This is a genomic window from Thiocapsa sp., assembly GCF_018399035.1.
Lineage (GTDB): Bacteria > Pseudomonadota > Gammaproteobacteria > Chromatiales > Chromatiaceae > Thiocapsa.
The window spans coordinates 2,522,559-2,535,257 of the sequence record NZ_CP073760.1 but is presented as its reverse complement, the minus strand read 5'-3'; the positions used below and the strand labels follow the sequence as shown (position 1 = coordinate 2,535,257).

Sequence of the window (12,699 nt, the reverse complement as noted above, 5' to 3'; positions counted from 1 at the left end):
GCGGTCCGCGTCGCGAATAGGTGGGGCCGCTCGGTCATCGAAGGTCTGCGCAAGCCACGAAGCCGGTGTTAGCATGACGGCTTTTGAGCAACGAGAGCACTGCACATGGCCAACGACAAGATCAAGATCCCTTCGGGCGGTGAAAAGATTCAAGTCAACGAGGATCTCTCTCTGGATGTGCCGAACAACCCCATCATCCCCTATATCGAGGGTGACGGCATCGGTATCGATATCACGCCGGTGATGTGTTCGGTCGTCGATGCGGCGGTGGCCAAGGCGTACGGCGGGTCGCGCAAGATCCACTGGATGGAGATCTATGCCGGCGAGAAGTCGACCCGGGCCTACGGCGAGGATGTTTGGCTGCCGGAGGAGACGCTTGCAGCCGTGAAGGACTACGTGGTCTCGATCAAGGGGCCGCTGACCACGCCGGTCGGCGGCGGTATCCGCTCGCTGAACGTGACCCTGCGCCAGGAGCTCGATCTCTATGTCTGTCTGCGCCCGGTGCGCTATTTCACCGGGACGCCGAGCCCGCTCAAGGAACCCCAACATACCGACATGGTGATCTTTCGCGAGAACTCCGAAGACATCTATGCGGGCATCGAATGGCAGGAAGGCTCGCCCGCGGTCAAGAAGGTCATCGATTTTCTGCGCAACGAGATGGGCGTGACCAAGATCCGTTTCCCCGAGACCTCCGGGATCGGGGTCAAGCCGGTCTCGCGCGAGGGGACCGAGCGTCTGGTGCGCAAGGCCATCCAATACGTGATCGACAACGACCGAACCTCGTTGACCCTGGTGCACAAGGGCAACATCATGAAGTTCACCGAGGGTGCCTTCAAGCAGTGGGGGTACGATCTGGCCAAGTCCGAGTTCGGTGCCGAGGAGATCGGCGCCGGACCCTGGTGCAGCTTCAAGAACCCGAAGACCGGCAAAGAGATCGTGGTGAAGGACGTGATCGCCGATGCCTTCCTGCAGCAGATCCTGCTGCGCCCGAAGGATTACGACGTGATCGCGACGCTCAACCTCAACGGCGATTACATCTCGGATGCCTTGGCCGCGCAGGTCGGCGGTATCGGGATGGCTCCGGGGGCGAATTTGTCCGACACCGTCGCCATGTTCGAGGCCACGCACGGGACCGCGCCCAAATATGCCGGCAAGGATCAGGTGAATCCCAGCTCCTTGATCCTGTCCGCCGAGATGATGTTGCGGCATATGGGTTGGACGGAAGCGGCCGACCTCATCATCAAAGGCGTGGAAGGTGCGATTGCGGCCAAGACCGTGACCTACGATCTCGACAGACTCATGGACGGCGCGACGAAGCTGAGCTGCTCGGGCTTCGGGGATGCGGTGATCACGCGGATGGATTGACGGAAAAGGCCGCCGAGTCTTCGGGAAAACGGGGCGCGGAATCAGGATTCCGCCCCCGGCTGTGGTCGGATGTCGGCGCAACGACCCCGACCGGGCCGACAATCGCGAGCGGTCATCCCATGGCGATCAACTCACGCGGTGCACGTTGGCCGCATGCAGGCCTTTCGGGCCCTGACTGATCTCGAATTGGACTTTTTGCCCCTCGCGTAAGGTCTTGTAGCCATCCATGTCGATGGCCGAGAAGTGGACGAAGACGTCCTCGTCGCGGCCATCGGGTTGCACGAACCCGTAACCCTTGGCGTTATTGAACCACTTGACAACACCGGTAATCATTTAAGGGCTCCTCCGGGAGTTGCAGGTTTCTCGTTGGTGGTCATCGTTGTTGTTGTCTGACGGGTGCCTTGAAACCTCGGAACCGCGCCATAACTGCGTAGTATAGTAAGGTGATTTCGGGGGTCAAACCGACATCGTCCGGGGCATTCCCAACCGATTCGCGTCACGGGTCGGCCCGGCCGGAATCCGAACGCAGGCGACATCTCTCGGCCCGGATAAACCTGGAGCCGGGCCGCATGTCGCTCCGAATCGTGCGACCGACATCGCAACCCTCGAAATTTTGCCTAGAATCCCGAATCATGAGTGACGATCTTCCAAGCGAGGAGCGCGAATCAGGGCTGACCGTACAGGAGGCGAAGCCTAAACTGCGTCGGCCGCCCCTATTCAAGGTCCTGTTGCTGAATGATGATTACACGCCGATGGAGTTCGTGGTGCAGGTGCTGGAGACCTTCTTCGCCATGAATCGCGAGAAGGCGACCCAGATCATGCTGCATGTGCACACGCGCGGTCGCGGCGTGTGCGGCGTCTACACGAAAGACATCGCCGAGACCAAGGTGTCGGAGGTGAATGACTTTGCGCGCAGTCACCAACACCCCTTGATGTGCACGATGGAAGAGGCTTAGAGCCCGACACACCTGGTCGCTGCAGCGGCTTACACCGTTTCGTCAACCCCTGCTTGGATTAGGCCAATGCTGAGCAAAGAACTCGAATTTACGCTGAACCGGGCCTTCAAGGAGGCGCGCGCGAAGCATCATGAATACATGACGGTCGAGCACATGCTGTTGTCGCTTCTCGATAATCCGACCGCAGCGAAGGTTCTCAAGGCGTGCGGCACGGATGCCGAGAAGCTGCGTCGCGAGATCACCGCCTTCATCGACGAGACCACGCCGCTCATCCCCGACAGCGAGGATCGAGACACGCAGCCGACGCTGGGATTCCAGCGTGTTCTGCAGAGAGCGGTCTTCCATGTGCAGTCCGCCGGCAAAAAGGAGGTCACCGGGGCGAACGTGCTCGTAGCGCTCTTCAGCGAGCAGGACTCACAAGCCGTTTATTTGCTCAATCAGCAGGATGTGACTCGTTTGGACGTCGTCAACTATATCTCCCACGGGATCTCGAAGGTTCCCGGCGAGAGTCAGGACGACGAAATTCCCGGCGATGTCGACGAGCCGCGCGGCGAGGAGAAGGAGGGCAGCAGTCCGCTCGAGACATTTGCAACGAATTTGAACGAGATGGCGCGCATCGGGCGTATCGATCCTCTGATCGGTCGTGCCGCCGAGGTGGAGCGCACCGTTCAGATCCTCTGCCGGCGGCGCAAGAACAATCCGCTGTTCGTCGGCGAGGCCGGCGTGGGCAAGACCGCGATCGCCGAAGGTCTGGCGAAAAAGATCGTCGACGGCGAGGTCCCGGAGATTTTGAGCGATGCGGTCATCTACTCGCTGGATCTCGGCGCCTTGGTCGCCGGAACCAAATATCGGGGTGATTTCGAGAAGCGCCTCAAGGCGGTGCTCGCGCAGCTCAAGCGCCAGCGTCACGCGATCCTCTTCATCGACGAGATCCACACCATCATCGGAGCCGGATCCGCCTCGGGCGGGGTCATGGATGCCTCGAATCTGATCAAGCCCGTGCTGGCGTCCGGCGACCTGCGGTGCATCGGCTCCACGACCTACCAGGAGTATCGCGGGATCTTCGAGAAGGATCGGGCCTTGGCGCGTCGCTTTCAGAAGATCGACGTCGAGGAGCCCTCGGTCGAAGAGACCTTCGAGATCCTCAAGGGCCTTAAGAGCCGGTTCGAGGAACATCATCAGGTCACCTACACCAACCCGGCCTTGCGCGCCGCCGCGGAGCTCTCGAACCGCTACATCAACGACCGTCATCTCCCGGACAAGGCGATCGACGTCATCGACGAGGCCGGTGCCCATGTCCAGCTCAAGAGTCCGGCGAAGCGCAAGAAGCGCATCGATGTCGGGGATGTCGAGGCGATCGTCGCGAAGATGGCCCGGATTCCCTCGAAGAAGGTCTCGGCCTCCGATACCGAGTCGCTCAAGAACCTCGATCGCGATCTCAAGATGGTCGTCTACGGTCAAGACGCGGCGATCGATGCCCTGACCGCCTCCATCCGCATGAACCGCTCGGGCTTGGGGACCGAGGAGAAGCCGATCGGCTCCTTCCTCTTCACCGGACCGACCGGTGTCGGCAAGACGGAGGTGACCCGTCAGTTGGCGCGTATTCTCGGGATGGAGCTTCTGCGCTTCGACATGTCCGAATACATGGAACGGCACACGGTCTCGCGTCTGATCGGCGCGCCGCCCGGATATGTGGGTTTCGATCAGGGCGGTCTGCTGACCGAAGAGGTCAACAAGCATCCGCATGCGGTGTTGCTGCTCGACGAGATCGAAAAGGCGCATCCCGATGTCTTCAACCTGCTCCTGCAGGTGATGGACCACGGGACCCTGACCGACAACAACGGTCGGAAGGCGGACTTCCGCAACGTGGTCTTGGTGATGACGACCAACGCGGGGGCGGAAGAGACCGCGCGCCGCTCGATCGGCTTCACGGAGCAAGATCACTCCACGGACGGTCTCGAGGCGCTCAAGCGCTACTTCACGCCCGAGTTCCGCAATCGGCTCGACGCGGTGGTGCAGTTCGGCTCCCTGAACGAGGAGACGATCCGCAGCGTGGTGGATAAGTTCGTGTTCGAGCTCGAGCAGCAGCTCGAAGAGAAGAAGGTGAGCTTGACGATCGACGCCGATGCCCGTGCCTGGCTGGCGGAGAAGGGCTACGATCCGAAGATGGGCGCCCGGCCGATGGCCCGAGTGATCCAAAACCACATCAAGAAGCCCTTAGCCAACGAGCTTCTCTTCGGCGATTTGGTCGCCGGCGGAAACGTGCGCATCCATGTTCAGGGAGATACGCTTGCGTTCGAGATCAACGGCGAACTCCGCTCGCTATGAGATACAGCCCGGCGACAGACGTCGCCCGGCGCTCGCATCGATCATCGCGTCTCCGGCGAAGGACTGTCGGTCGACGCGCAAACCCCTGAGACAGCATTTTTCCGGCGAATCCGACGGCAACCCGCCGATGGCGCCGCCATGCCTGCCCACGTCCTGCATCTCCGGGAAGCCATCTCCCGGCGTCTGCGGTTTCTTTTCGTTGCGGACGGGCTTATCGCGCTCGATACACGATGCGGCCTTTCGTGAGGTCGTATGGCGTCAGCTCGACAGTGACCTTGTCGCCCGTCAGGATGCGGATATAGTGCTTGCGCATCTTGCCGGAGATATGAGCCGTCACGGTGTGACCGTTCTCCAGCTCGACCCTGAATACAGTGTTCGGCAGGGTCTCGGTGACCGTGCCTTCCATTTGGATAACGTCGTCTTTTGACATAGTTTTCGTGTGTTGTACTGCGTGATCGGATCCGGGCCATGAAGCTCCGGAAGTGTACCATAGGTTGAGCGTCCCGGCGGGGCCGCAGGGATCGTTGAATCGCTTCGTACCGAGTCGATTGCCCGATGGGCCTTAACCGAGGTTCAAGGGCCGCGTACGATCGAACCTGAGCCACTTGTGGCCGTCCCACGCCTCGATCGGGCGGAATCGCTCTTTATACCGCATCTTCGGCGAGTCTCGAAGCCAATAGCCCAGATAGAGGTAGGGCGCTGCGATGCGTCGAGCCACTTCGATCTGCGCCAGGATGGCGAAGGTCCCCGGCGAGCGTTCCGAGAGCGTCGGGTCGAAGAAGGTGTAAACAGCGGAGAGCCCCTGCTCGAGGACGTCCGTCACGGCCACGCCGACCAGTCGCTCGTCGAGCCTCATCTCGATGAAGCGGGTCGAGCCGCCCCAGCGTTCGACAAGAAAACGGCGGTAGCTGCCTTCGGATGCCTCGTCCGCCATACCGCCTTGCGGATGGCGCTCCATCAGGTAACGTCTGTAAAGCTCGAAATGGCTCGGCTTGAAGGCGGCCGGGGTGTCGAGGAGTGTCAGCTCGGCCGAGTTGCGGCGCCAGTTGCGACGTTGCGAGCGGTCCGGGACGAAATCCGCAACCGGCACGCGTACCGGCACGCAGGCCGCGCAGCCGCGACAGGCCGGCCGGTAAACATGTGCGCCGCTGCGGCGGAACCCCTGATCGACCAGGGCCTGGTAGGTCGCGCCGTCGATGTGGGCCGTGGGGTCCACGAACAGGGTCCGCGCCCGGTGCTCGGACAGGTAGGAGCAGCTGTGCTCGCCGGTCAGATAGAGGGCGAGATGGCGCCCTGCAAGGGGGCCGTCCGCGGCATTCATGGTGTCTCCGCGTTGCCGTCGAGAAGGGGGATGTGCTCGCGTCCGTCGTCCCAGTGTCGACCGGGCGTATCCGGAGCGGGCAGCCGGCAGAGTCGATCCAAGCGACGCACCAGCTCGTCGCGCGGGATCTCGACGGCGCCCAAACGGATCAGATGCTCGGTGCGCATCTGACAGTCGATCAGGCCGAATCCCCAGCGCGTCAGGCGTTCGCACAGATGCGCGAGTGCAACCTTCGAGGCGTCGGTCGCCCGGCTGAACATCGACTCCCCGAAAAATGCGCCTCCGACGGCAACCCCGTAAAGGCCGCCGACGAGCTCTCCGTCCTGCCAAACCTCGACCGAATGCGCGATCCCGCGTCGATGCAGGGTTTCGTATGCCATCACCATCTCCGGAAGGATCCAGGTGCCGCCGTGTGCGTCTCGCGGTGCGGCGCAGCCGCGAATGACTGCGCCGAAGTCGCGATCCATGGTGACCCTGAAGGTCTGCCTGCGCAGTCGTTTGCGCAGGCTGCGCGGCACCTGCAAGGATTGCGGAAAGAGCACGGTGCGCGGGTCCGGGGACCACCAGAGGATGGGGTCGCCTTCGCTGAACCAGGGAAAGATGCCGCATCTGTAGGCGCTTTCGAGGCGCTCCGGGGACAGATCGCCGCCGAACGCGAGCAGGCCGTTCGGCTCGCGCAGGGCGTGGCGAACATCCGGGAATGCGGACCGGTCGTGCGGATCAAGGCGTGGGATCATTCCGAATCGCGTCCGGCCGCCGGTGCCGAGACCGCCGATGCGCTGCTGTCTCGGCGGTAGGGACTGTGGGCCTGCATCTCGGCGATGTAGTCGTCCATGCCCTCTGCCTCGAGGGTCACGAAGCGTGCGATGGCGTCGCGGAAGGCCGGGTCGGCGATCCAATGGGCCGACCAGGTCGGGGTCGGCAGGAAGCCGCGGCTGACCTTGTGCTCGCCTTGCGCACCCGGCTCGAAGCGGGTTAGACCCTGCTCGATGCAATAGTCCAGGCCCTGATAGTAGCAGGCCTCGAAATGCAGGCTGTGGAAGTCCTGAAAACATCCCCAATGGCGTCCGTAGAGCGAGCGTGCGCCGACCAGGTCAAAGGCGGCGGCGACGATGTCGTTGCCGTACTCGGCCAGCACCAGCAGCAGACTCTCGCCCATCGTCTCGCCGATGGCTTGGAAGAAGGGCAGCGAGAAGGTCGGGATCCCGCCGCGCTTGTCGAAGGTGTCGCAATAGAGGCGATGGAAGGTGGCCCATTCCGCCTCCGTGACCGCGTTGCCCGGGATGCGTCGAATCCGTACACCGGATTCGACGACACGGCGCCGCTCGCGTTTGACCTTTTTGCGCTTTTCGGCCGTAAAGGTCCCGAGATAGTCCTCGAACGTGCTGTAGCCCCGGTTGTGCCAGTGAAACTGACAGCCGACGCGTCGGAGCAGACCCTGATCCTCGAGCAGTGCCTGCTCGTCGTCCGCCGTGAAGAGCCAATGCAGCGAGGAGACTCCTGCCTCCTCGGCCACCCGGATCGCGCCCTGAATCAGCGCGCGTGCATGCTCTCGGCGGGCAGGCGAATCCCCGGTCAGGAGCCGCGGCCCCGTCGCCGGCGTGTAAGGCGATGCGATGACGAGCTTCGGATAGTACCGCAACCCCTTGCGCCGATAGGCGTCGGCCCAGCTCCAGTCGAAGACGAATTCTCCGTAGGAGTTGAACTTCAGATAGCAGGGCGCAGCCGCGACCAGATGTCCATCCGCATCGTGCAGCGCAAGGTGCCGCGGCAGCCAGCCGAGCGACTCGCCGACGCAGCCGTGACGCTCCATGGCATCGAGGAACTCGTGACGCAGGAAGGGGCTGTCGTCCCCGGCGAGCCGGTTCCATTGATCCGCGGGGATGTCGGCAATCGCCGAGTGGGTCGTCAGTCTGTACATGGACATCGATCGGAAGGCCGGGCCGGTATCAGGCACATGAGGGCGCCCGATCGGTGCCCAAGGCATCGGGGGCTCGGTTGCGCTATTTCTCCCCGGCCGCCAAGGCATCCAGATATTTTTCGGCATCCAACGCGGCCATGCAACCGGTGCCTGCGGAGGTGATCGCCTGACGATAAACGTGGTCCATCACATCGCCCGCGGCAAAGACGCCCGGCACCGAGGTGGCCGTCGCATTGCCGTCGATGCCGCTGTTGACCTTGATGTAGCCGCCGGCCATCTTGAGCTGCCCGTCGAAGATCTGCGTGTTGGGCTTGTGACCGATGGCGATGAAGACGCCTTGGAGATCGATATCCTGCGTGGGGCCGTCCAAGGTGCTCTTGATACGCATCCCGGTGACGCCGGTCGCGTCGCCGAGGATCTCCTCGAGCGTGTGGTTCCAGGCGATCTTGACGTTGCCGTGCTCGGCCTTTTCAAAGAGATGCTTCTGCAGGATTTTCTCCGCGCGAAGGGCGTCGCGTCGATGTACCAGGATGACCTCGGAGGCGATGTTCGACAGATAGAGGGCTTCCTCGACCGCGGTGTTGCCGCCGCCGATCACGGCGACCTTCTGGTTGCGATAAAAAAAGCCGTCGCAGGTGGCGCAGGCCGAGACCCCGCGGCCGCGGAAGGTTTCCTCCGAGGGCAGACCGAGATACATGGCGCTGGCGCCCGTGGCGATGATGAGCGCATCGCAGCTGTAGACGGCCGAGTCGCCGGTCAGCTTGAAGGGACGCGTCCCGAGATCGACCGCGTTGATGTGATCGAAGATGATCTCGGTCTCGAAGCGCTCGGCGTGGCGCCGCATCCGCTCCATCAGCTCGGGCCCCTGGACACCGTCCGGGTCGCCGGCCCAGTTGTCCACGTCCGTCGTCGTCATCAACTGGCCGCCTTGTTCCAGGCCCGTCACCAGGACCGGGCTCAGGTTGGCGCGAGCGGCGTAGACGGCCGCGGTGTAGCCGGCGGGGCCGGATCCCAGGATCAAGAGCCGGCAGTGCTTGGTTTCGCTCATATCTCGATTCTCCAGTTAAACCGCGCCCGGTGCGGTATGCGTCATGTGTTGGAGTGGCTGGCCGCGCCGGCTCCGACGACTGTCGGAGCCGGCGCGGTGTTCACGGGTGTTTTGTCCCCTCGGCACTCGCGGTCACGCGGCGAACCAACGGTCCCAGTGTCAGGCCCTGCACCAGGACGGAAAAGACCACGATGATGTAGGTCACGCTCAAGATCAGATCGCGAGGCTCGCCTTCCGGCAGCGACAGGGCCAAGGCCACCGAGATCCCGCCGCGCAGACCGCCCCAGGTCAGGATCGAGAGAAAGCCCGGCTCGAAGTGGCGATGGCGGCGCAGCAGGTGGAAGGGCAGACCGACACTGGCCAGTCGCGCGAGCAGCACCAACGGGATCGCGAGGAGACCGGCCAGCATGAATTGCCCCGTGATGCTGATTGCCAAAACCTCCAATCCGATGATCACGAACAAGACGGCGTTGAGGATCTCGTCGACCAGCTCCCAAAAGTCGTCCAATCGATACCGGGTGGCCTCCGTCACGGCGATGGCGCGGCCCCGACTGCCGATGATGAGGCCGGCGACCACGATGGCGATCGGTGCCGAGACGTGTGCATGCTCGGCGATGGCATAGCCGCTCATGGCCAGCGCCAGGGTCACCATGATCTCGACCTGATAGTTGGCGGTCTTGCTGATCATGTACAGCGCGATCCAGCCGATGACGAAGCCGAACGCCAGCCCTCCGACGATCTCGGTGGCGAAGATCATCAGAGTGTCGCCGAACCCCGGGGTCGTCTCGCCGGCAGCGAGACCTGCCAGCAGCATGAAGACCACGACCGCGACGCCGTCGTTGAAGAGCGACTCCCCGGTGATCTTCATCTCCAGCGACTTCGGGGCCTTTGCGCTCTTCAGGATGCCGAGCACCGCGACCGGGTCGGTGGGCGAGATGAGTGCACCCAGGAGCATGCAGTAGATGAGCGGGATCTCGATGCCGAGTGCAAAGAATAGGAGCCAGCTTCCGCAGCCGATGAGGATGGTCGCGCCGACGACGCTTGCCGAGGCGAGGATCGCGATCGCCCACTTGTGCCTGGCGAGCTCCCGCAGGTCGACGTGGAGCGCGCCCGCGAAGAGCAAAAACCCCAGCATCCCCTGCAGCAGGGCCTCGCTGAAATCGATGCTGGCCAGCATGCGTTGAACCTCGTGCTCCAACGCCCTCGCGAACGGGAACGGCAGCAAGAGCACGAGTGAAAACGCCAGGGCGATCAGCATCAGCCCGATGGCGTTCGGCAGCTTGAGAAAGCGATCGTTCAGCCAACTGAAAAGCGCCGAGAATCCGATCAGGACGGCGAGAACATCAAAGAGTCGCATCGTTTTGGAGTCCTTGTTCGCTGGGCCGAGGCGTTTTCGAATCGGCGAGCCTGAAGCGGTCCGCGGTTTGTTCCCCGCACACATCCGGGAGTGATCGCCTGCACATCGACCGGAAGGCAAGGCGAGGTCGGCCTCGCGTCCGCTCCGATGCCGGCCTTCGGTGCGCAGCCGCAGCGCGATTATGCCGTGTCTTCGTCGGTTCGGCGCGCGCTGACGCATCGGCGCGTGCGCATCGTCGCCGACTGCGGCGTCTTGCGGATGGCGGCGCGTTGCCGGCCGGCGCGTCGATGCTCACTTGACAGCTGGCATTTGGCAGTCTAGAAGTCTCGTTTACAGGAGATTGCGGAATATATCGAGTGTAGATCATGACGTGTCGGCAAGGCGGTTGCATTCTCTGCGCCCTTCTCATCGCCGGGTTCCTGTCCGGTTGCGCCACTCCGCGTAAGGATCTCGCCGGCCCGCGCGCCGACGTGGTGCTGGCCGGCTTGTCTCAAGTCGGAACGCCGTATGTCTACGGAGGAAACTCGCCCGGCCAGGGTCTGGATTGCTCCGGGCTGACCTATTACGCGCACCATGTCGCCGGCGTGCAGATCCCGCGTGTCTCGATCGAGCAGCTGCGCGCCGCCACGCCGGTTCCGGGTCGTCAGCCGCGGGCCGGCGACATGGTCTTCTTCCGCACCGGACCGGGGCAGCACCATGTCGGGCTGATGGTGGACAACGAACGTTTCGTGCATGCCTCGACGTCCCGCCGAGAGGTCCGGCTCGATCGCCTCGAGACGCCTTACTGGCAGGCCCGTTACCTCGGTGCCGGAACCTATCTCGACTGATTCGCGACTGATCTGCCTGATCGGGCGCCGCCTTCCGCTCGCGTTTTTCGGCTCAATGTAGCACAATGCGCGACAGCTTCCGGTCGAGCCGGGGGTCGTCGATGTCACCACACTGAATAACTCGAAGGAGTTGACAACCATGTCCGATAAGCCAATGAGCAAGAGCCGTCGAGACGCTGTCAAGGTGATGCTGGGTACCGCTGCCGCGATCCCGGTCATCAATCTGGTCGGCTTCGGCACCGCGCGCGCGGAGGTGCCTGCGAACGCAGTCGCCGCGAACGACCCGACCGCGGTCGCGCTCAAGTACAACCACGATGCGACCCAGTCCGACCGTGCCGCTGCGGCCCGTCCGGGTCTGCCGGCCGACGAGCAGATCTGCGAAAACTGTCAGTTCCACCTCCCCGAGGTCGCTGGTGCGACCGAGGTGTGGCACGGCTGCAGCCTGTTCCCCGGCAAGTTGATCAACGTCAACGGCTGGTGCGCGTCCTGGACCCTGAAGGCCGGCTGATCGCGTCGATCAGTCGCCTCGGATCGTCCGATAACGGGGCCGTTTGGCCCCGTTTCTCGTTGCATCGCCGAACCTCGGGATGCCCAATGCACCCGAGATTCCGTCACCCCGGCAGCCATGCTCCCCTGATCGTCCGATTCAGCTGTTTCCAGGTCCGGTTTTTGCTTTGATTTCGAGAACGCGATCCTTCCCTGACGTTCTCCGGTGATCCTCATGACCTTCTCGCAACACCCCTCGTCCTCGAGCTCCGAAATTGCCCAACCCTTCGGCGGCTCGATCTGTTCCCCCAATACCTCGGCCCCGAGCTGGCGCATGGCGCTTTTGCGCGGCATCGTCTGGGGCCTGATCGGGATGATCTATGCGCCCTTGTTTACCGGTCTCGCCGAGTTGTTCCAGGGTCTCGGTTTCGGCCACGGGACCTACATCGCTGCCGCAGCCCTGGCCGGTGCGGTAGGGGCCGCGCTCTATGGAGCGCGTGAGGTGGCCCTGATCGCGACGGGCATCGGTGTCTTGGTCGGCGTCCTCGTCCTGACGCTCTTTTCCGAGCAAATCGCGGTTTTCCATGTCGTTTTGGTGGCGGCCGCCGTTGCGGGTCTGGTCGGCCTGACCGTGAGCTTTCCGGCACGTTGCTCGAGACATGTCCCGGGGAAAACCATGGCGGGCTTGGCGACGGGTGCGATCGGCGGCGCTTTTCTGGCGCTGGTCGAGGCATTCCACCCGAATTCATTCTCCTCGTTCGCGGTCCTGGCCTTTCTCGTCAGCGTCAACGGCGTGCTCTATGTCTCGACCGTGCGTTGGTGGTTGTCGATGTCGCATCGGCTGCATTGCGAGTCGCGGCCCTGCTACATCATCGAGTCCTTGGTGATGGCGACGCTGGCAGGTGTGGCCGCCGGCAGCGTCTGGATGATGATCGGTCCTCTCATCGACTTCGAGAGCGGCTTGTGGCAATCCGCGAGCGCGGCCATGCACGATCGCATCCCGATGGCCATCCTCGGGGGGCTGTTCGGAGGTGCGATCGCGGGCATGCTGCTCGAGCTCTTCCGATTCTCCTGGGTGCACGATCTTTAA

Annotated in this window: 13 protein-coding genes; 6 read left to right on the top strand and 7 right to left on the bottom strand. The window is 63.1% G+C overall.

The window, feature by feature from the left end:
* Positions 1-105: 105 nt before the first annotated feature.
* Positions 106-1,365 (top strand): NADP-dependent isocitrate dehydrogenase, encoded by a 1,260-nt coding sequence (gene icd / locus KFB96_RS11480; RefSeq protein WP_213461439.1) that lies wholly within the window; start codon positions 106-108, stop codon positions 1,363-1,365.
* Positions 1,366-1,491: 126 nt separating this feature from the next.
* Here the strand turns inward: icd and cspD are convergent, their stop codons facing one another.
* The gene (gene cspD / locus KFB96_RS11475; protein WP_007193300.1) at positions 1,492-1,698 is read right to left on the bottom strand and encodes a cold shock domain-containing protein CspD; all 207 of its coding nucleotides are present in this window, start codon (positions 1,696-1,698) and stop codon (positions 1,492-1,494) included.
* Between the two features lie 299 nt (positions 1,699-1,997).
* Here cspD and clpS point away from each other — a divergent pair, with 299 nt between their 5' ends.
* Positions 1,998-2,321: an ATP-dependent Clp protease adapter ClpS gene (clpS, locus tag KFB96_RS11470; protein ID WP_007193301.1), complete on the top strand. Its 324-nt coding sequence runs from the start codon at positions 1,998-2,000 to the stop codon at positions 2,319-2,321.
* 66 nt (positions 2,322-2,387) lie between these two features.
* Positions 2,388-4,649 (top strand): ATP-dependent Clp protease ATP-binding subunit ClpA, encoded by a 2,262-nt coding sequence (gene clpA / locus KFB96_RS11465; RefSeq protein WP_213461437.1) that lies wholly within the window; start codon positions 2,388-2,390, stop codon positions 4,647-4,649.
* 211 nt (positions 4,650-4,860) lie between these two features.
* Here the strand turns inward: clpA and infA are convergent, their stop codons facing one another.
* From infA to KFB96_RS11435, 6 genes are all read right to left on the bottom strand, one after another.
* Positions 4,861-5,079: a translation initiation factor IF-1 gene (gene infA / locus KFB96_RS11460; protein WP_007193303.1), complete on the bottom strand. Its 219-nt coding sequence runs from the start codon at positions 5,077-5,079 to the stop codon at positions 4,861-4,863.
* A gap of 132 nt (positions 5,080-5,211) precedes the next feature.
* On the bottom strand, positions 5,212-5,970 hold the full coding sequence (locus KFB96_RS11455; protein WP_213461435.1) for an arginyltransferase: 759 nt from the start codon (positions 5,968-5,970) through the stop codon (positions 5,212-5,214).
* The gene (gene aat / locus KFB96_RS11450) at positions 5,967-6,707 is read right to left on the bottom strand and encodes a leucyl/phenylalanyl-tRNA--protein transferase (protein WP_213461433.1); all 741 of its coding nucleotides are present in this window, start codon (positions 6,705-6,707) and stop codon (positions 5,967-5,969) included. Before aat ends, KFB96_RS11455 begins: the two co-directional genes overlap by 4 nt.
* A complete protein-coding gene (locus KFB96_RS11445) occupies positions 6,704-7,891 on the bottom strand; it encodes a GNAT family N-acetyltransferase (RefSeq protein WP_213461431.1) in 1,188 nt (395 codons plus the stop codon). Before KFB96_RS11445 ends, aat begins: the two co-directional genes overlap by 4 nt.
* Positions 7,892-7,973: 82 nt before the next feature.
* The gene (trxB, locus tag KFB96_RS11440; protein WP_213461429.1) at positions 7,974-8,939 is read right to left on the bottom strand and encodes a thioredoxin-disulfide reductase; all 966 of its coding nucleotides are present in this window, start codon (positions 8,937-8,939) and stop codon (positions 7,974-7,976) included.
* A 100-nt stretch (positions 8,940-9,039) separates the two neighbouring features.
* Positions 9,040-10,296: a sodium:proton antiporter gene (locus tag KFB96_RS11435; RefSeq protein WP_213461427.1), complete on the bottom strand. Its 1,257-nt coding sequence runs from the start codon at positions 10,294-10,296 to the stop codon at positions 9,040-9,042.
* Between the two features lie 365 nt (positions 10,297-10,661).
* Between KFB96_RS11435 and KFB96_RS11430 the strand changes: the two genes are divergently transcribed.
* The 3 genes from KFB96_RS11430 to KFB96_RS11420 all read left to right on the top strand — a co-directional run bounded on the left by KFB96_RS11430 (position 10,662) and on the right by KFB96_RS11420 (position 12,699).
* Complete coding sequence (locus KFB96_RS11430) at positions 10,662-11,123, top strand: C40 family peptidase (RefSeq protein ID WP_213461425.1); 462 nt, start codon at positions 10,662-10,664, stop codon at positions 11,121-11,123.
* Between the two features lie 139 nt (positions 11,124-11,262).
* Complete coding sequence (locus KFB96_RS11425; protein ID WP_213461423.1) at positions 11,263-11,631, top strand: high-potential iron-sulfur protein; 369 nt, start codon at positions 11,263-11,265, stop codon at positions 11,629-11,631.
* A 312-nt stretch (positions 11,632-11,943) separates the two neighbouring features.
* Positions 11,944-12,699, top strand: a complete 756-nt coding sequence (locus KFB96_RS11420; RefSeq protein WP_213461633.1) for a hypothetical protein — start codon at positions 11,944-11,946, stop codon at positions 12,697-12,699.

Excerpts from the sequence above, each read along its gene's own strand:
- icd (WP_213461439.1), top strand. The coding sequence starts at position 106 with ATGGCCAACGACAAGATCAAGATCCCTTCGGGCGGTGAAAAGATTCAA.
- cspD (WP_007193300.1), bottom strand. The coding sequence starts at position 1,698 with ATGATTACCGGTGTTGTCAAGTGGTTCAATAACGCCAAGGGTTACGGG.
- clpS (WP_007193301.1), top strand. The coding sequence starts at position 1,998 with ATGAGTGACGATCTTCCAAGCGAGGAGCGCGAATCAGGGCTGACCGTA.
- clpA (WP_213461437.1), top strand. The coding sequence starts at position 2,388 with ATGCTGAGCAAAGAACTCGAATTTACGCTGAACCGGGCCTTCAAGGAG.
- infA (WP_007193303.1), bottom strand. The coding sequence starts at position 5,079 with ATGTCAAAAGACGACGTTATCCAAATGGAAGGCACGGTCACCGAGACC.
- KFB96_RS11455 (WP_213461435.1), bottom strand. The coding sequence starts at position 5,970 with ATGAATGCCGCGGACGGCCCCCTTGCAGGGCGCCATCTCGCCCTCTAT.
- aat (WP_213461433.1), bottom strand. The coding sequence starts at position 6,707 with ATGATCCCACGCCTTGATCCGCACGACCGGTCCGCATTCCCGGATGTT.
- KFB96_RS11445 (WP_213461431.1), bottom strand. The coding sequence starts at position 7,891 with ATGTACAGACTGACGACCCACTCGGCGATTGCCGACATCCCCGCGGAT.
- trxB (WP_213461429.1), bottom strand. The coding sequence starts at position 8,939 with ATGAGCGAAACCAAGCACTGCCGGCTCTTGATCCTGGGATCCGGCCCC.
- KFB96_RS11435 (WP_213461427.1), bottom strand. The coding sequence starts at position 10,296 with ATGCGACTCTTTGATGTTCTCGCCGTCCTGATCGGATTCTCGGCGCTT.
- KFB96_RS11430 (WP_213461425.1), top strand. The coding sequence starts at position 10,662 with ATGACGTGTCGGCAAGGCGGTTGCATTCTCTGCGCCCTTCTCATCGCC.
- KFB96_RS11425 (WP_213461423.1), top strand. The coding sequence starts at position 11,263 with ATGTCCGATAAGCCAATGAGCAAGAGCCGTCGAGACGCTGTCAAGGTG.
- KFB96_RS11420 (WP_213461633.1), top strand. The coding sequence starts at position 11,944 with ATGGCGCTTTTGCGCGGCATCGTCTGGGGCCTGATCGGGATGATCTAT.